The sequence below is a fragment of the Roseateles koreensis genome (assembly GCF_028595305.1).
Classification (GTDB): Bacteria; Pseudomonadota; Gammaproteobacteria; order Burkholderiales; family Burkholderiaceae_C; genus Paucibacter_A; species Paucibacter_A koreensis.
Map to the genome: position 1 here is coordinate 255325 of NZ_JAQQXS010000001.1, position 18479 is coordinate 273803.

Here is an 18479-nt window from a genome sequence, read left to right on the forward strand (position 1 = left end):
AAATGGCGGAGATTGGGGGCGTTTCAGCGCGAGGAGTTGCGACCGCCGCGACGGGTCACCAGCGCCATGCCGCCCAGGGCCGCCAGCACCAGGACCATGCTGGCTGGCTCAGGCACATTGGCCGCTTGCAGCGCTGGGCTCAGCCCGTCGTTGGCGGCAATGGTCCGGTAGCCGGCACCCTTGATGTTGAACTGCGCCTGTTGACCGCCATCGCAGCAGTTTTCAAGGCCGAAAATCTGCAGGGTATGCAGACCTTCGGTCAGGCTGATATTGCTGAAGACGAAGGCCTGATTGGTGTTGCTGTAGCTGCCGTTCCACCACATGTCATTGGACTTGAAGCCCAGTGCCAAGCCGTCCAGAAAAACCGCGCCGCCCTTGCCAAAGTCGGTACCGGCACGCAGACCCCAGTTGCCTGCATTCGCGGCGCTGACGTCGAAGTTCACTGTGAACCGGTAGGCCAGGTTGCTGTTGGAGCCACCAAATACTGCGCTGTTGCTCAGGTTGTTGTAGGTGCTGACCGTGGCGTGCTTGGCGCCGGTCTGGCCGACTGCCGCGTTGACAACGGTTTTATAGGCCTCGGCGCTGCTTTGTGCCGCTGCGGTCGAGTAGGCCGCGTCGAAAGTGATGATGCTGGCGTGCGCGCTGGCGGCAAATATGAAGGCAGTCAGGGCCAGGCTTTTGGAGATCGAGATAGGCATTGTTCGATTAACGGGTTATTTAGACGGTGCAGCGCGTACGCATCAGAGTCGCCAATATAAGCAATAACCCTTGACTGCCAGCCCCCTCAATCACAGGGTTGAGCGGCAGCAATCTGGCAATTTGTCACGCATTTGTGCGAGCAGCGTGCGCGTGATGCCTGCGACGGCCGAAGTACGCGTGGGGCGCGTGGCGCACCTCGTCGCTCAAATCCGCTTCAGATGCACGATGTGCGCTGACGGCGCACCGGCACTTCTTGCCCTCAACTGGCCGCAGCCGCCGTCCACGTCTTGACCCGCTGAGTCTCGCAGTTTGGTCAAAATGCCCTGGCGGTGCAGCTCGGCCGCGATTGCGCGTGCCTTGTCCCAGCTGGGCCGCCGAAAGGGCAGGTCAGGGATGGTGTTGTAAGGGATCATGTTCAGCAGCGCGTACTTGCCTTTGAGCAGGCGCACGATGCCATCGAGTTCGTCCTGGCCGTCATTGACGCCGTCCAGCAAGGTCCATTGGTACTGGATGGGGTAGCCGCTGCCGCGTGCATAGTGCTCCCCCAGGTCTACCAGTTCTTGGGGCGTGAGGCGCGGCGCGCGGGGCAGCAGTTGTTCTCGCAGCGCGGGCTTGGTGGTGTGGAGGGAGAGGGCCAGCGCGGGCTTGACGGTCTCGTTGGGCAGCCGTTCGAACACGCGGCGGTCGCCCACGGTGGACAACACCAGGCTCTTGTGACCGATGTCGCCTTCGCTGCCCAGCAGGTCGATGGCTTCGAGCACGTTGTCCAGGTTGTGCGCGGGCTCGCCCATGCCCATGAACACGACCTTCTTGACCTTTCTGAGGCGCCGCGCCTGTACCACCTGCGCCACCATCTCGGCGCTGCTGACCTGGCGAATGAGCCCTTCACGTCCCGTCATGCAGAACTGGCAGCCCACCGCACAGCCCACCTGGCTGGAGATGCAGACCCCATCGCGGGGCAACAGCACGGTTTCTACCGTCAGGCCGTCGCGCAGCCCCAGCAGCAGGCGGGCGGAGCCGTCTACGCCGGGATGGCTGGAGATCATGTTGGTCAGTGTTGATAACTCGGTATCCAGGCGGTCCAATTCTTGCCGCAGGGCCAGCGGCAGAAAGTCTTGGCTCTTGCGCCGGCCGCTGTCGTGCGCGCGCAGGCGCACCCAGTCGCGCAACACACGTTGCACGTGAACCGGTTTGGCGCCCAGCGCGCGCAGGCGCTGGCGGATGTCTTCAATTTGCATGGGCTGCGGAGTTTAGGCGAGACCGCCCAAAGCGGAGGCTTGCATCTGTTTTGACCGCCGCTGCGGCGGGGCCATTGCGCATGGCTTTATAGAATGCCCTCATGACGACATTTCCTGTGGGCCTGCAGCCCCAATGCTATGCCTTGGTGCCGGCTGCCGGCGTGGGCGCGCGCGCTGGTACGGCCGTGCCCAAGCAATACGTGCCGCTGGCTGGCAAGGCCATGATGGCGCACACGCTGGAGGCGTTGCTGCAGGTGGAGCGCGTGGCTGCCACGCTGGTGGTGCTGTCGCCGCAGGACGATCAGTTCGAAGTGGCGGTGCCGGGTTTCACCGGTGAGCGCGCCTGGGTGGCTCGGGTGGGCGGCAAAAGCCGTGCGCAATCGGTAGCCCAGGGGTTGGACGAATTGCTCGCGCGCGGCGCCCAAGCCCACGATTGGGTGCTGGTGCATGATGCGGCGCGGTGCTTGTTGCGGCCTGAATGGGTCGATCGCCTGATTGATGCCTGCTGGGAAGACGAGGTGGGCGGTTTGCTGGCCTTGCCGGTGGCAGATACTTTGAAATCGTCTCGAAATGGGCGCGTTGCCGCCACCGTGGACCGCCGTGAAAAGTGGGCGGCCCAGACGCCACAGATGTTTCGTCTCGGCCTGCTGCGGCCCGCGCTGGCCAATTTGAATGAGGCCATCACCGATGAAGCGAGTGCGGTGGAGGCGCTGGGGCATCAACCGTTGTTGGTGGAAAGCCCCATGGAAAACTTCAAGCTCACCTGGCCGGCAGATTTCTCCATGGCTGAAGCCTTGTTGAAGAGCCGGGTTTGATGCACGCCTTTTTGGAAACCTCATGACTGAAACAAAATTTCCTTCGTCTTCGCCGATTCGCCCCGTGCAATTGCCGGCTTTGCGCATTGGTGAGGGCTGGGACACGCATGTGCTGGTGACCGGGCGCCCCTTGATCTTGGGCGGCGTGACGATCCCTCACACCCATGGACTGCTGGGGCACTCCGATGCCGACGCGCTGGCGCACGCGATCACCGATGCTTTGCTGGGCGCGGCAGCGTTGGGTGATATCGGTCAGTTGTTTCCCGACACGGCGGCGGAGTTCAAGGGGGCGGATTCCATGGTCTTGCTGGCGCTGGCCTATGCGCGGGTGCGTGAAGCGGGTTGGCAAATCGTGAACATCGACTCGACCATCAAAGCGCAGGCGCCCAAGATGGCTCCGCATATTCCCGCTATGCGTGCCCGTTTGGCGGCAGCGTTAGGCCTCGATGCGGGGCAGGTCAACGTCAAGGCCAAGACCGCTGAAAAAATGGGCCCGGTGGGCGAAGGTTTGGCGATGGAGGCGCACGCGGTGTGCCTGCTGGCCGGCGTTTGAAGGCGGGCTGACTCTCAGCGACTCAGCTGGCTTTTTGCAGGCGGATCGACGTCAGTAGGCCGCCATCTTCAGCGTTGCAAATATCCAATTGCCCGCCGAGGCGCTGTACCGATTTTTCAACAATCGCCAGGCCCAGGCCTGCACCGGTCGCCGCCGTGCGTGCGGCGTCGCCTCGAAAGAATGGCGTGGTGAGCCGCGCCATCTTGTCTTGCGGAACACCCGGGCCGAAATCGCGCACCTGCAAGGTGATCCACGGCCCTTGTAGGACGTGGCTGACTTCCACCAAGGTGGGCAAGCCGGGCGCGTGGCCATAGCGGCGGGCGTTTTCGAACAGGTTCAATAGCACCCGCGCCAGCTCGGTTTCATCGGCCCAAACTTTCAAACCCATCGGTAGCAGCACGCGAATGCGGATCTGGTCCAGGTTGCGAAAGCCTTGCGCTTCGTGCTCCACCACCTCGGTCAAATCGAGCGGCTGCAGTTGCAGCTCGGACGGGCGGGCGTAGTCCATGAACTTGTTGATGATGGCGTCTAGCTGCTCGATGTCGTGCGCCATAAATTGGCGGGCTTGCTCATCCGCCACGCTCATCTCGGTTTCAAGCCGCAGTCGGGCCAGCGGAGTACGGAGGTCGTGCGAAATGCCAGCGAGCATGACGGTGCGGTCTTCTTCCATCTTGGCCAGTTCACGGGCCATGCGGTTGAAGCCCATATTGACCTCGCGGATCTCGCTGGTGCGGGTGCTTTCGTCGAGGCGGGAGTCGTATTCGCCCTCGCGGATGCGATGCGCGGCGAAGCTGAGTTCTCTCAGCGGTTGGTTGATCAGCCGCGTGATCAAGGCGGAGCCGAGCGCTGTGGCCACCAGTGCGACGCCCAGCCACCATGCGTTGTTGGGCAAGGAGACGGATAGGGGGGCCGCACTGGTTTGCAGCCAAAAACTGTCGTTGCCCATGCGAAACCGGACCCACAGACCCGGCTCGCCATTGACACTGCGTGCCACCACGGTGTCGGGCCCCAGTCGCATGCGCAACTCTGCGGCCAATTGCTTGGCAAAGGCGTTGGCGTCGTAAGGCTGCCACCGGTCTTGTTGCTCGGCCACGCGGACTTGCACGGCTTCACTTCGTGCCAGCGTGGACAACACGGCTACGCGGTTGATGCTGTCCGTTTCAGCCAGCGCCACCCGGCTCAGGTTCACCAGGCCCGCCAACTGTTGCGCGGACTCCAGGGCCCGCGGCTCGGCCTCCAGGACTTTGAAGGTTTGTTGCCAGGCCAACACACCACCCGACAAGAGCAAGGCGAGCAGGGCGAAGGTGCGCCAGAAAAGATTGAGCGCCAGGCGGGGCTTGGCGATTTCCAACATCATCCCGCCGGGGTGGCTTCGTCAGGTACAAAGACATAACCGACACCCCATACGGTCTGGATGTAGCGTGGTTGCGTGGGGTCGTCTTCCAGCAACTTACGCAGGCGAGAGACTTGAACGTCTAGGCTGCGGTCAAACGGTTCGAACTCACGGCCACGTGCCAGTTGCGCCAGCTTGTCGCGCGAGAGTGGTTGGCGTGGGTGCCGTACCAGGGCCTTGAGCATGGAAAACTCACCGGTGGTGAGTGGCAGTACTTCGCCCCTTTTGGACAGGCGCCGTTGCGCCAAGTCGAACTCAAAGGCACCAAAGGTCACGGTCGCGGCTTCAAGCGAGGGCGCCCCTGGTGCTTCGGGCGTGGGGCGGCGGCGCAACACCGCATTGATGCGAGCCAGCAGTTCACGCGGGTTGAAGGGCTTGGAGAGATAGTCGTCCGCACCCACTTCCAGGCCGACGATGCGGTCCACCTCTTCGACCTTGGCGGTCAGCATGATGATGGGCGTATTGTCATTGCCCGCGCGCAGTCGGCGGCAAATGGTCAGCCCGTCTTCACCGGGCAGCATCAGGTCAAGCACGATCAAATCGACGGTTTCACGCGTCAATTGGCGGTTGAGGCTTCGCGCATCTTCGGCCAGCAGCACATCAAAACCCTCTTGCGTCAGGTAACGGCGCAAGAGGTCGCGGATACGGGCGTCGTCGTCGACCACCAGGATGCGGTTGGCTCTGGTATTGCTCGGGCTGTTCATGATGTTGCGCAGTGGGCCGCGATGGCGGCTGAATTTGTAACAGAGCGATTGTGCTGCGTTTTTCGCCGTTTTGGCGGGCGGATAGCGGCCGTTACAGCTCCGTAACAAATAGGATGGACGGTGTAGAGCGTATCGTGATGGCCAAGGCTTGCAATGCAGCGCTGCGGCCTTAAGCTCTGGTGGTCTGTCGTTGGTGAATCGATTTTGAATGTTCTTGAGGAGGCCTTGATGTCGTTTCAAACTTTGAAGATATTGCCTACATTGCCCATCCTGATGCTGTGGGTGGTGGCCGTGTCGAGCCCTCTGGCTCAGGCCGCACCGGGGCAACCTGGGGCGGATGGCTTGCCACGCGATCGTCTGAATCTGCAGGCCTCCGCCAGTGTGGAGGTGGCGCGCGATGTGCTGGGCGTTGTGTTTTCAACCACCAAGGAGGGCAGTGATGCCGCGGCTGTGCAGACGGCGTTGAAGCAGGCTTTGGACGCTGCGTTGAGCGAGGCCCGCAAGGTGGCCAAATCCGGCCAGATTGAGGTGCAGGCGGGCAACTTCTCGCTGTATCCGCGTTACGCCCCAAAGGGAGGTATCAACGGCTGGCAGGGTTCAGCCGAGTTGCTGGTGGAAGGCAAGGACATGGCTGGCATCGGCCAACTGACGGGCCGTATCAACACCATGACGATTTCCAGGGTGAGCTACAACCTCTCGAAGGATCAGCGCCAGAAGGTGGAGGCCGATGTGGTCGGCCGGGCCATTGCCAATTTCAAATTGCGGGCGGCCGATTACGCCCAGCAGTTCGGCTATGGGGGCTACAGCATTGGCGAAGTCAATGTGAACACACAAGACATCGGCCCCGTGCCCATGGCCGCGCCGCAAGCACGCTTCAAAGCCATGGCCGCTTCAGCCGACGAGGCTCTGCCGGTGGAGTCCGGCAAGGCTACCGTAGCTGTGACGGTCAATGGGTCGGTGGTGATGACGCTGCGTTGATGGCCGTGCGCGTGCTTATCCACCCGCTTTTGCATCTATGGGGCCAGCTCCTGCCTCGGGCAAATCAAAGCATGCGCTGGGCTCCTGCACACTAGATGAACCCCCACAAGACGTACTCATTTCGAAAGGACGCGCTTTCATGACCCAGCCGCAACTCAAACATGTGCAATCCTTGGGCAACTCAGGCTTGTATCGCATGGCGTACTGGGAGTGGGCCTATGGCGGCCCGGCGTTGCCCGAAGGGGTGACGCCTCCCGTGCTGGTATGCGTTCATGGGCTCTCGCGGCAGGGACGTGATTTCGACACCCTGGCCCGCGCCATGCAGGCGCGCTACCGGGTGATCTGCCCTGATGTGGTGGGCCGTGGCCAGTCGGCGTGGCTGAGCAACCCGGCGGGCTATCAGGTTCCGGCCTATGTGGCGGATATGGTGACGTTGCTGGCGCGTCTGGACGTTCCGCAAGTGGATTGGGTGGGGACGTCGATGGGCGGGCTGATCGGCATGGGGCTGGCTGCCTTGCCTGGCAATCCGATACGGCGCTTGGTGCTGAATGATGTCGGCCCCACACTCGACTTTGAGGCCTTGCAGCGCATCGGCCGTTACCTGGGGCAGCCCAAAGTCTTCGAGTCGTTGGACGAGGGCGCTGCATATCTGGCCAGCATTTCGCAGAGCTTCGGTCCGCACACGCCAGAGCAATGGGCCGCCTTGTCTGCACCCATGTTGAAGGCGTTGCCGGGTCAGGTGGGGCGCTTCTCGCTGCATTACGACCCCGCCATTGCGCTGCCCTTTGCGTCTATGACCGAGGAGTTGGTGCGGCAAGGGTCGGCTGCGCTGTGGCAGACCTACGACGCCATCTCTTGCCCAACGCTGCTGCTGCGGGGACACGAGTCTGACCTGCTTTCTCTCAAGACTGCCCATGCCATGGGCGAACGCGGGCCGTGCGCCCGCTTGAAGGAGTTTGACGGCGTGGGGCACGCACCGACCTTGGTGCATGCCGAGCAGATCAATGCGGTTGCCGAGTTTCTGGGCGCGGCATGATGTCACCTTGAATCCATGCAGTTAGACGAAGAAGTCGTAGAAGTAGATGAAGACCGGTTTAACCCCTTTAGGCCTAACAGGTGCAGTTGCCACCCCGAACGCGGCACCGATTGTTGCCCTGGTGGATGTCGAGTTGGCTGAACCCGGCCACGGCTTGATGCCGAGCCCGGCAGCGGCCCCGCTAGGTCGGGACGCCGTGGCCCGCGCCCGGGCGTTTGCCGAACCGCTGTTGATGGCGCAAGCGCTAGACACGGGCGAAGAGGCGCTGGTCCACGCTGACGGGGTGGCGGCCATTCTGGCCGCTATTGGCGCTGCGCCTTCCATGCAAGCCGCCGCGTACCTGGTTTACGCCGGGGACTACCTCAACAAGCCTGAAGAGGTGGTCGCCAAGGCCTTTGGCGAGTCCTACGCGAGCTTGGTGACGCATACCCGCCGTCTGGTTCAGATTCAGCGTGCCGCGCGTGAAGCCAAGGTGGACCAGGAGCGGCGATCCGAGCAGACTGAGCGTGTGCGCAAGATGCTGCTGGCCTTCTCGCGGGATCTGCGCGTGGTGCTGCTGCGGCTGGCCTCACGCTTGCAAACTCTGCGCTTTTTTGCGCAGAGCAAAAGGAGTTGCCCCGCCAACTTGGCGCTTGAATCCCAACAGGTGTTCGCGCCGCTGGCCAACCGCCTGGGCATCTGGCAAATCAAATGGGAAATTGAAGACCTGTCATTTCGTTTTCTTCAACCCCAAGCCTACCGTGATCTGGCCCGCGCCCTGGACGAAACGCGGGTGGCCCGGGAGCAGGGCGTTGAGAGTGCACGCGCCGATTTGCAGGCCGGATTGCGGGCGCAAGGCATTGCGGCCCAAGTGCAAGGGCGACCCAAGCATCTGTACAGTATCTACAAAAAAATGCAAGGCAAGGGCCTGACGCTGGCCCGCGTGTTTGACCTGCGCGCCCTGCGCGTGATCGTGCCCGACCTGATGGCGTGTTATGCCACCTTGAGTTGGCTGCACGAGGCCTACACCCCCGTGGCGGGTGAGTTTGATGACTACATTGCCCGTCCCAAGCCCAATGGCTATCAATCGCTGCACACGGTTGTACTGGGTGCCGATGGGCGCGCCACGGAAGTTCAGATTCGCACCCAGGCCATGCACGACCATGCCGAGCACGGCGTGGCCGCCCATTGGGCTTACAAGGAGGCGGGCGCCCGGGGTTACGCCGGCGTGAGTGCTGCGGGCGAGTTCGAAGATCAGGTGGCGCAGGCGCGCAAGGCGGTACTGCGTCAATTGCTTGCCTGGGAGCGTGATCTGGCGCATGGGGCGACCGAGGAGGAGCACGCCGACAGTGAGGCAAAGGCCGCCCGAGGCGATGGCCTTGGTGCTGCTGCAGGCGCAGGTTCAAACGACACGAATCGCGCTGCCAGCGAAAAGAGCCTCACGTTTGATGACCGTATCTATGTGTTCACACCGCAGGCCACGATTGTTGAATTGACTGCCGGTGCTTCACCCATCGACTTCGCTTACGCAGTTCACACTGACCTGGGGCACCGCTGCCGTGGCGCCAAAGTGGATGGCCAAATCGTGCCCCTGGGAACGCCCTTGCAAAGCGGGCAGACCGTGGAAATAACGGCCGCCAAAGAAGGCGGCCCTTCGCTGGACTGGTTGCATCTCGAGTCCGGTTATCTGCGCAGCCCACGCTCCCGCGCCAAGGTGCGCGCCTGGTTCAATGCGCAAGCTCAGGCCCAAACCATTGCACGGGGCCGTGAGGCCGTGGAAAAGCTGCTGCAGCGCGAAGGCCGCACGGCCATCAAACTTGAAGACTTGGCCGGGCGCCTGGGTTTCAAGAATGCCGACGCCTTGTTCGAGTTAGTGGGCAAAGACGAATACTCGCTGCGCAATATCGAACAACTCCTGCGCCCCACCGTGCAAGAGCCCCTGTCCGACGAATTGCTTGCGCAGCGAATGAGCAAAGGGGAGGGCAAAGCTCCTCGGGGCGGGGTGTTGGTGGTGGGGGTCGATTCCTTGCTGACCAACCTTGCGCGTTGCTGCCGACCAGCGCCACCCGATCAAATTGGCGGTTATGTGACGCGCGGCAAAGGCGTGGCCATCCATCGCTGCGATTGCATCAATTTTCGCCAGATGGCCCAGCGTTCCCCCGAACGTGTGATCGACGTGACCTGGGGCGGGGATGAGGTCGCAGGGCCCAAGGGCAAGGGGGCTGCGCTTTATCCGGTCGACGTGATCGTCGAGTCATCCGATCGGCAAGGTTTGCTGCGTGACGTGCTTGAAGTGCTGGCCAAAGAGAAGATGAATGTCATTGCAGTCAACACCCAGTCTGTCAAACAAACGCGGGGAGAAACCGCCTGGATGAACTTCACCGTCGAGGTGGCCGACTCAGGGCGCTTGGCGCAAGTGCTGCGCAGCGTGACACAAGTGCCAGGCGTTCGTGCCGCCCGGCGCAAGTGAAGTCTTGTAGGGCTCACACCCTTCAGCCCCTCTCGCTTTCGCATGCACCGAGTACCTGCTCATGAACTTGATTGTCGAAAATTTGCAGACAGTGCTTGCGCACTCCAAAAAATGCATGCTATACTGCGAAGCTCTTGAGGCGCGTAGCTCAGCTGGTTAGAGCACCACCTTGACATGGTGGGGGTCGTTGGTTCGAGTCCAATCGCGCCTACCAAACACGCAAGTCGTAAGGTAGGCGTTACTCTCAAGTAACGTTGAAGCAAAGCCCGGTAGATCATTGATCTGTCGGGCTTTTTGCTTTGCGTTTGCCAATCGGTTTGGTGAGTCGGCTTGGTGCCGACTTCACTCGGGGCTATTTTTCCAAAACGTAGGTCCCGGGGGCGGCACCCAGAGGTTTGTGTTTGCGTGAACCTAGCTTTTTGGGAGCTTCAATCCAGTCGCCAGATTTACCTTGAATCCATTCGCGCCAATGCGGCCACCAACTGCCTTCTTTTCTGGACGCTTGCGCCTGGGCCGCCCAGGTGACTGGATCCTCCGTGTTGGCCGTTCCTTCGAAGAAATAGGACTTGGGGATTCCGGGTGGGTTGATCATGCTTTGCAAGTGCCCGGCGTTGGCGAGGATGAAGATGGAGTTGGGCCCAAACAGACGGGCTGTTCCGTAGCAGGCACGCCACGGCGTGATGTGATCAGTCAACCCTGCTACGACGTAGGCATTGACGCGTACTTGTGAAAAATCGATAGCCAAGCCGTCAATCTCTAATGCGCCGGGGTTGACGTAGGGATTTTTTTCCATCATTTCGATGAGGTCGCAATGGTACTGGCCGGGGAGTCGGGTGGTGTCGGCGTTCCAGGCCAAGATGTCATAGGCTGGCGGGCTGTTGCCCAGGAGATAGTTGTTCACCCAATAGTTCCAGATCAGATCGTTCGGGCGCAGCCAGGCGAACATGGAGGCCATTTCCTCCCCGGTCACGATGCCTCGGCGCCGTGAACGAGCTTTGGCTGCTCGCAAAGCTTCTGGCGAACTGAATAGGCCGAGGGTCGAATCTTCGATAGCTGCTTCCGTGTTTAGAACGCAAACGGCCCATGACGTGTTCGCCACCTTGTGCTCCCCGCGTGCTGCCAGCCATCCGAGGTAGGCGGCAAGGGTCATGCCCCCTGAGCAACTGCCCCACATATTGACGTCGGGACTTCCCGTGATTTCGCAGGTGGCGTTGACGGCAATGTCGAGTGCCTTCACGTAGTCAGTCAAGCCCCAGTGGCGTTGTTCGAGAGTGGGGTTGCGCCAACTGACAACGAACAGTTGCACGCCGCTATCGCAGGCCCATTTCACCAAGCTCTTGTCGGGTGAAAGGTCCATGGCGTAATACTTGTTGACCTGAGGCGGGGACATCACCAGGGGCCGCTGCATCACTGTCGATGTGCTGGGGGTGAATTGAAGTAACTCGAACATCTCGTGCCGCAGCACCACTTGGCCGACGGACGTTGCCACATTCACGCCGACCTTGAACGGCGTGGTGTCAACTTGCGACGGCAGCATGTGGTTGTAGCGCAAGTCGTGGACCAGATTTTTCAGGCCCTTGACGAGGTTGTCACCGCCGGTATCCACGATTTTTCGCACTGCGGAGGGGTTGCCCAATACCCAGTTGGATGGCGCAAGCGCATCGGTTACCAGGGAGGCGAAGAAGTGGGCCCGCCCCTTGTCTTTGCTCGTCAACTCGGACTGGTCGATGAATTGCCCCAATTCTTTTTGTGTCAGCAGGAAGGCTTGCAACAAACGCTTGTACAAGACGTTGCCCTGCCACGCGGGGTCGGAGAAGCGGCGATCTTTGGGCTCGGCGGCCAATTGGGAGTTCCCTCGCACAACGCGCCCCAACTCTTTCAGATAGAGCGCATAGTTTGCGCCGGCCTTGCGTGGTGACACCACGACTGCTTTGAGCAAGGCCTTGGCCGCGGTGGCCATATCACCCCCTCTGACGCCAATCAAGGGATTGAAAGCCATGGCGTGATCTTCCGGGGCTCGGTCGACTTGCGCCACGGCGGACGTGCGTGCTTGAGGTGCTGCGGCAGGCAAAGGCCTGGTCACAACGGGCGGGGCGGCTTTATCTCGGGGCGGCGGCCGGGTTGCCGCTGCGGGGGACGAGCGTTGGATTCTTTTCCTGGGGACATTCATCCCGGGGAACAAGGTGGGCGCATCACCTGCTGCTTTGCCTTGCCGGTGCGTCCGGCGGCCCGCCGTGGCGGACGGCGCCGAGTCGGAATTTTTGATCGAAGGATTCGTTACCGCTTTGGATCGGGTGCTGGCCATATCAGCTTGTCTCCGTTTGAATTGTCGTCGGGTCAGGCCCCTGCGCCTGACCCAGTGAAAAGCCCGCGAGTCAGAGCCCAACCGATTTGGATGTTGGCGAATTCAGGCCTTGTGGCTCAGTGCGTGCGGACGGGTTGGGCTTGGGTTAGGGCTCAGCTGAGGAGTGCCAGCGAAGTGGCAATGAGTGCGGGCTTGTCCTGCCCTTCAATTTCGATGGTGTTCTCACTTGTGGTCAGGTAGCGGCCATCACCTTTGTCCAGAACTGAGACAAGCGTGATGCGATTGCGCACGCGCTGTCCGGCGCGGACAGGCGCCAGAAACCGAACCTTTTCCAGCCCGTAGTTGACGGCTTGTTTCAGGCTGACCAGTCCATTGAGGACTTCGAAGGTGGTGGGGGCAAGCAGGGAAAGAGTCAGGTAGCCATGGGCTATTGTTCCGCCAAAGGGGCTTTCGCGCTGGGCGCGCGGTACATCGATGTGAATCCATTGCGTGTCGCCAGAACAGTCGGCGAAGGCGTTGATGCGCGGTTGATCCAGTGTGATCCAACTGGAAACGCCGAGCTCCGTGTTGACGCGCGACAGCAGGGCAGACGGTGCGATGGTGGATGGGTGTGAATGGGTGGGCATTTCATCTCCTCAGGGTTTTGTATTTGTAGGGCGTTGCTAGGGGCGTTGCAGAAACTCACGAATGGCGCTGACTGATTCCTGCATGCGGGTCAGAAGAAAGAGGTGCCCGCAGTCGAATACTTTGAGTTCACTGTTTGGAATCAGGCGATTCATCAGCCGTGCGTTGATCAATGGAATCAAGGGGTCATCATTGCCGGCCATTACCAAGGTGGGTTGATTCAGGCGATGTAACCAATGAATGCTGGTCCAGCCCGTCATGGCCGCAATTTGGAGGTAGTACCCCAGCTTTGACTGCCATTTGACGTGGCCAAAAAACTGTGCGGCGGCACCGGGGTTGGCGCGAAAGTCGCCGCCGTAGATGTCGCCCGAAATTTGCTTGATATAGCTTCGGCTGATGTAACGGCGTGGGGTGGCCATCTTGAGCAAGACGCTGGGTCGCGCCGGCACCATGAATACGCCTGTGGCGGTGGCGCACAAGATCAATCGCCTGCAGCGATCTGGCGCTGTGTGTGCAAATTCCTGGGCGGCCCCGCCGCCCCAGGAGATGCCCAGTACATCGCAGGTTTTGTGTCCAAAATGGTCGAGAACGCCGCAGGCCAATTCAATGATGGTGTCCAGACGGTAAGGGCGCTTGGGCATGAGCGAGTGACCGACACCCGGGATGTCGAAGGTAATTACTTCGCGCTCAGGAAGTGCCCGCGCCAGAGGCGCTAGGAGTTCAATGTTGCCGCCAATGCCGTTGAAAAGGAGCAGCGGCACCCCGCGACCCAGACCGGGTTGGCGGCCGACTCGCAGCACCTGTGCGCCAACGTGCAGCATTTCGATATTGAAGGCACCACCGGCTTGAGGCGGTGCCGCCGACACGGCGTCAAGGTCATGGGCGGCGGGCCGGGGCAAGGTGGAGGCGTTTTGCATCACGAGGTCGTCAGGTTATGTGAGAGGGCACTGCTGCAACTGGGTGACGCTCGGCTCATTGCAGGTCTCTCAGCTCGCGACGCAATATCTTGCCAACGGTTGACTTGGGGAGCGACTCCATGAAGCGGACACGCCGAGGTATCTTGTAGCCCGTCAGTTGCGATCGGCAGTGGTCAAGCACAGTCTTTTCCGTCAGCGCAGACGAAGAGGTCTTCACGACAAAGAGTTGTACGGACTCACCTGATTTTTCGTCTGGCACACCGATACAGGCACATTCGACAACACCCGGGCAACTGGCGGCCACGGCTTCGATTTCGTTCGGGAATACATTGAATCCGGAGACGATGATCATGTCTTTCTTGCGGTCAACGATCTTGAGGAAGCCTTTTTCGTCGAAGACGCCGATGTCGCCGGTGCGAAAGTAGCCGTCATTGGTAAAGGCCGTGGCATTGGCTTGCGGCTGTTGCCAGTAGCCGCGCATGACTTGGGGCCCCTTGACGCAAATTTCGCCAGCCTCCCCAAGGCTCACTTCGAGATCCTGGTCGTCAAGCAACTTGATATCTGTAGAGGGCATGGGCAGGCCAGTGGTGCCCGTAAATGCCTGGATATAGGCCGGATTGAAGCTCACCACGGGTGAGGTTTCGGAGAGGCCATATCCTTCGCGAATGAAGTTGCCGGTGATTTGTTGCCAGCGCTGGGAGGTGGCGCCCACCACGGCAGCGCCACCCCCGACCGCCAATTTCAGACGAGACCAGTCCACCTCGCTGATTTTGGGGTGTTGGACCAAGCCGGCATACAAGGAGTTGACGCCCACGAAGATGGTGGGCCGAGCTTGACGGATGGTGTCGACAAAGCCATCCATATCACGGGGATTTGCAACCAGCCAATTCAGGGCGCCCACTGAGAAGTACGCCAGGGACATGGTTAAGGCGAAGATGTGATAAACCGGAATTGCCGTGACCAGGGATTCGGCGCCAGACACAATGGCCTCGGGCATGAAAGCCTTGTATTGCTCGATGTTGGCCACCAGGTTTCGATGGGAGAGCGCAGCCCCTTTGGACACGCCGGTGGTGCCGCCGGTGTACTGAAGAAAGATCAGGTCGCTGCCGCTGAGGGGCACCTTTTTGAAGGAACCTTGCGTGCCTTGTGCGATGGCGTCAGTGAGGGATACAACGGCCCCCAAACGTGGGTCAATCTCTGGGTTTGCCGGGGCGCTGGCCTCATCGCGAGGTTTGGCGTCGCCCAGGTCGACGCTCACGATAGATGCGACGCCGGTGGCTGCCTTGATTTCGGCGAGCGTAGCGAGTGCACTGGTGTGAAGCACGATCACTTTGACGCCCGCGTCATTGAGTTGGTGTGTCAGCTCCCGGGCGGTATAGAGCGGGTTCACATTCACCTGTACCGCCCCCACCCGGAGGATGCCCAGCATGGCAATCGGGAAGGACAGCACGTTGGGCATCATCAGCGCAATGCGATCACCTTTTTTGACACCTAGAGTGCCTTGCAGGTAGGCGGCGAATGCTTGCGACAGCCGATCCACATCGTTGTAGCTGAGAATCTTGCCAAAGGCCTTGAAGGCCGGCGCGTCAGCGTATTTCGTGATTGCTTCATCAATCAGATCGAGCACCGAGCGGTAGCGGTCGGGGTCAATTTCTGTCGGGATATTTCCATAGGACTCGGTCCAGTGTCGGGCGCTCATGTGTGTCTCCTGTCAGGTGAACAAACCGGCGCGATGAGGCGGCGCCGGTGCTGGCTTCTTTGGGAGACATTCTGTCGAGGGGCGTCTTGGGCGCCTATGCTGCAGCAGGACAAATTGCGCATCGAAACGGGCGCATCACCTAGGCATTACCCGGGCATCACCGGAGCATTGCGGATTAGCGCTGCTTACCGTTTCATTGCGTGCCGAACGGGTGTCAGCGGCGGAATTGCGCGGGTGTCTTGCCAGTCCACCGCTTGAAGGCGTGGCGAAAGCTGGCTGCCTCGCTGAAGCCTAGGGCCGCGGCGATGTCGCTGACACTAAGGGGGGATTGGCTCAGATAGTCCAGCGCGAGTGAGCGGCGCACATCGGCCAGCAGGGTGCTGTAGGCCGTTCCTTCTTCTTCAAGGTTGCGCCGCAGGGTTCTCGCATTCATGTTGAGGACTTTGGCGATGGCCTCAATGCTTGGAAATACGCCAGGCGTGCGCGTCAGGGCCTCGCATACTTTGCGAGACAGTCCCGCCCCGTGCTGGATGTCTTCGATCATTCGGGCACAAGTGGCTGACATTTCGCTCGCGGTGATGGGGTGTGCCAGTTGGGGTGGGCGGTCAAGCCATTTACGCTCGTATTGAAGTTCGTTGCGGGCTTGCTCGAACAGAACCGGGCAGCCGAACAGCGTCGACATTTCATCGGCATGGGGCGGGCGGGGCGCGGTACTTAGCACCTGAAGTGGCCGACACCAGTCGCCCATGGCGTCCTGAATCAGGGTGACGTGGATGGCGGCCTGCATTTCGAGCAGGCATACATAAAGATCGTGGTCCAGGTCAGGCAATTGCAGCGTGTCGAATGCGGGCAAATGCCAAGTTGCCGTGTCGCTCTCTTCGGTCCAATGGATTGGTAAAACGGGCGTGGCGAGTAGGCGATGCCGGAGTGATTGGTCAAAGGCAACGCGCAATGACGACGAGCACATCAGGGCGTAGCCGTACAAGCCGTAGCTGGTGGGCCGCAGGCGTCGGCCGACATGCAGAGCCCAGGCGGTGTGGTGGGTCAGCCGCTGGGCGTTGCGGCACACTGCCAGAAATTGGGCAAGCGAGGTGCGAGTGCCAGGATTTTCCAGCGCGTCCGCGGTCAGGTCGGTATGCGCCAGCATGTCGCCCGGCCTGACACCCTGCGCCGCGAGAACCTGAACGACCGCAAAAATTTTCAGCGGCGTGTAGATTTTTTCGAAGGCCGAAAACCGCGCTTGAGCGCGAGGCTTTTTGAGCTCTTGGGCGGGACGGGTCGATGGAGTGAGACGATCTTGCATCAGTCAGGCAGTACGACCAAGGGGCCGCACGGGAAGAAGGCCGTGAAGGGTTCGGAATGTGTATTGCGCATATCGGTGAGCCTGTGCAATGGTTTGAGCGAGTTTGAAGTCGCCACACATTGTTTCGGATGCAACGCCAAATACTGCAAGATGAATGTGCCTGATTTATGGGACATTCTCCATGATGACTTACCTGCAAGTGGCTGATTTTGCAGGGGCTGCCGCTCAGGTTCCGCCTGTTGCACAACGGTGAGTTGCCTTGTGCCAGAACGGTCGCAATATTTCCTTACATGCTGCTCATCTGGTGGCAACGCCTGGCGGTGACAGTGCGTGGTGTTTTGCTACTCAGGCAATTTCTCGGGCGCGGTATTTTTCGCCTGTGGCCATGCAAATCAGCTGAATGAAAATGCTTGCCCCCCGGATTCGTTGCGGGCGGATGAAAAGGATGGTATGAAATCTGTGAGTTCTGACGGCAATGCACCCCGGCGCCAAGCCGGGCTTAAGGCATGGATTTGGGGTGGTTTGCTGATTTTTTTGATGGCCGCGGGAGGCTATTGGCTGACACAGGTGCCCGCAGGAAAGGGCGGCGCGGTTGTGGAGATGGGCGGCCCCGGCGCCAAGGGCGGGGGGCGTACACAGCCGGTTACGGTGGGGGAAGTGCAGCGTCGTGATCTGCGCGTGGTGGTGAGCGCCATTGGCACGATTGCTGCGGCCAACACGGCTGTGGTCAGGCCCCGGGTGGACGGCGAACTCAAGGCCATTTACTTTGCGGAGGGCCAGTCGGTACGGGCTGGGCAAGTGCTGGCCCTGATTGACCCTCAGCCGTTTCAAATTGCCCTGAATCAAGCGCAAGGCGTTTTGACCCGCGATCAGGCGCAACTTCGCAATGCGCAATTGGATTTGCAGCGCTACCGCGATCTGGTCGCCAAAGAGGCGGCACCCAAGCAACAGTTGGACACCCAGGATGCGCTGGTTCAACAATTGCAGGGCACAGTGCTGACGGACCAGGCAGCCTTGGACAGCGCCAAGTTGCAACTGGCCTACACCCGCGTTGTAGCGCCTATCTCGGGCCTGGCGGGCTTGAAGCAGGCGGACCTGGGTAACATCGTTCATGCCAGTGACACCAACGGGCTGCTCAGCATTGCGCAGACGCGGCCGGTTTCTGTGATCTTCGCCATTCCGGATGCGCGTCTGCCCCAGCTTCGGGCGCAACTCGGCGCGCATACCCAGGTTAATGTGGAAGCCTGGGACCGAGCCCAGAAGTCACAGTTGGCCCAGGGCAAGGTTGCCAGCACGGACAACAGCATCGACACCACGACCGGCACGATCAAGGTCAAGGCCTTGTTTGCCAATGCCGACAACAGCCTGTTCCCGAACCAATTTGTCAACGTGCGTTTGTTGCTGGGCAACTTGCCTCAGACCTTGGCGGTACCCAGTGCCGCCGTTCAACGCGGTGCGCAAGGCAGTTATGTCTATGTGGTGGGGGACGGGAGTGTGGTCAGTTTGCGCAACGTGAGCATTGACGGCACCGATGGCGATTGGGTCGCGCTCCGAGGCGAGCTCAAACCCGGTGAAAAAGTGGTGACCGACGGCGCTGACCGCCTGCGCGATGGTGCCAAGGTGGAAGTGATCACCCCCGCCGATAAAGGTGCGGGCGGCGAAGCTACGCCGCGCAAGGGGAGGCATCGCGCCGCTGATGGTGCTGGTGCGGCCCAGCCCTCCACCCTTGCACCTGCATCTGCAACACGTTCGCCTTGAGTGCGCGC

The 18479-nt window shown here is 60.8% G+C and carries 15 protein-coding genes and 1 tRNA gene; 7 read left to right on the top strand and 9 right to left on the bottom strand.

The window, feature by feature from the left end; all coding sequences use genetic code 11:
- Positions 1-23 precede the first annotated feature (23 nt).
- Together PRZ01_RS01075 and PRZ01_RS01080 are read right to left on the bottom strand one after the other, a co-directional pair.
- Positions 24-698, bottom strand: coding sequence for a CCXG family PEP-CTERM protein (locus tag PRZ01_RS01075; RefSeq protein ID WP_273594896.1), 675 nt, complete (start codon positions 696-698; stop codon positions 24-26).
- A 204-nt stretch (positions 699-902) separates the two neighbouring features.
- Positions 903-1937, bottom strand: a complete 1035-nt coding sequence (locus PRZ01_RS01080; RefSeq protein ID WP_273594897.1) for an RNA methyltransferase — start codon at positions 1935-1937, stop codon at positions 903-905.
- 101 nt (positions 1938-2038) lie between these two features.
- Here PRZ01_RS01080 and ispD point away from each other — a divergent pair, with 101 nt between their 5' ends.
- Together ispD and ispF are read left to right on the top strand one after the other, a co-directional pair.
- The gene (ispD, locus tag PRZ01_RS01085) at positions 2039-2752 is read left to right on the top strand and encodes a 2-C-methyl-D-erythritol 4-phosphate cytidylyltransferase (RefSeq protein WP_273594898.1); all 714 of its coding nucleotides are present in this window, start codon (positions 2039-2041) and stop codon (positions 2750-2752) included.
- A gap of 22 nt (positions 2753-2774) precedes the next feature.
- Positions 2775-3305, top strand: a complete 531-nt coding sequence (gene ispF / locus PRZ01_RS01090) for a 2-C-methyl-D-erythritol 2,4-cyclodiphosphate synthase (RefSeq protein WP_273594899.1) — start codon at positions 2775-2777, stop codon at positions 3303-3305.
- A 22-nt stretch (positions 3306-3327) separates the two neighbouring features.
- Here the strand turns inward: ispF and PRZ01_RS01095 are convergent, their stop codons facing one another.
- On the bottom strand, positions 3328-4662 hold the full coding sequence (locus PRZ01_RS01095; RefSeq protein ID WP_273594900.1) for an ATP-binding protein: 1335 nt from the start codon (positions 4660-4662) through the stop codon (positions 3328-3330).
- Complete coding sequence (gene ompR, locus PRZ01_RS01100) at positions 4659-5402, bottom strand: osmolarity response regulator transcription factor OmpR (RefSeq protein ID WP_273594901.1); 744 nt, start codon at positions 5400-5402, stop codon at positions 4659-4661. The genes PRZ01_RS01095 and ompR overlap by 4 nt, the downstream gene beginning before the upstream one ends.
- Before the next feature lie 228 nt (positions 5403-5630).
- On the opposite strand from ompR, the gene PRZ01_RS01105 reads away from it, so the two are divergent.
- From PRZ01_RS01105 to PRZ01_RS01120, 4 genes are all read left to right on the top strand, one after another.
- A complete protein-coding gene (locus PRZ01_RS01105; protein WP_273594902.1) occupies positions 5631-6380 on the top strand; it encodes an SIMPL domain-containing protein in 750 nt (249 codons plus the stop codon).
- A 139-nt stretch (positions 6381-6519) separates the two neighbouring features.
- The gene (locus PRZ01_RS01110; protein ID WP_273594903.1) at positions 6520-7416 is read left to right on the top strand and encodes an alpha/beta fold hydrolase; all 897 of its coding nucleotides are present in this window, start codon (positions 6520-6522) and stop codon (positions 7414-7416) included.
- Between the two features lie 46 nt (positions 7417-7462).
- Positions 7463-9865, top strand: coding sequence for a RelA/SpoT family protein (locus PRZ01_RS01115; RefSeq protein WP_409993788.1), 2403 nt, complete (start codon positions 7463-7465; stop codon positions 9863-9865).
- Between the two features lie 137 nt (positions 9866-10002).
- Positions 10003-10079, top strand: a tRNA-Val gene (locus PRZ01_RS01120).
- Between the two features lie 138 nt (positions 10080-10217).
- Here PRZ01_RS01120 and PRZ01_RS01125 read toward each other — a convergent pair.
- From PRZ01_RS01125 to PRZ01_RS01145, 5 genes are all read right to left on the bottom strand, one after another.
- On the bottom strand, positions 10218-11864 hold the full coding sequence (locus PRZ01_RS01125) for an alpha/beta fold hydrolase (RefSeq protein ID WP_273594904.1): 1647 nt from the start codon (positions 11862-11864) through the stop codon (positions 10218-10220).
- 458 nt (positions 11865-12322) lie between these two features.
- On the bottom strand, positions 12323-12796 hold the full coding sequence (locus PRZ01_RS01130; RefSeq protein WP_273594905.1) for a MaoC family dehydratase: 474 nt from the start codon (positions 12794-12796) through the stop codon (positions 12323-12325).
- A 36-nt stretch (positions 12797-12832) separates the two neighbouring features.
- Positions 12833-13711, bottom strand: coding sequence for a poly(3-hydroxyalkanoate) depolymerase (gene phaZ, locus PRZ01_RS01135; protein WP_273594906.1), 879 nt, complete (start codon positions 13709-13711; stop codon positions 12833-12835).
- A 55-nt stretch (positions 13712-13766) separates the two neighbouring features.
- Positions 13767-15410 (bottom strand): AMP-binding protein, encoded by a 1644-nt coding sequence (locus PRZ01_RS01140; protein ID WP_273594907.1) that lies wholly within the window; start codon positions 15408-15410, stop codon positions 13767-13769.
- A 214-nt stretch (positions 15411-15624) separates the two neighbouring features.
- A complete protein-coding gene (locus PRZ01_RS01145; protein ID WP_273594908.1) occupies positions 15625-16713 on the bottom strand; it encodes an AraC family transcriptional regulator in 1089 nt (362 codons plus the stop codon).
- 450 nt (positions 16714-17163) lie between these two features.
- Here PRZ01_RS01145 and PRZ01_RS01150 point away from each other — a divergent pair, with 450 nt between their 5' ends.
- Positions 17164-18471, top strand: a complete 1308-nt coding sequence (locus PRZ01_RS01150) for an efflux RND transporter periplasmic adaptor subunit (RefSeq protein WP_273594909.1) — start codon at positions 17164-17166, stop codon at positions 18469-18471.
- Positions 18472-18479: the final 8 nt, after the last annotated feature.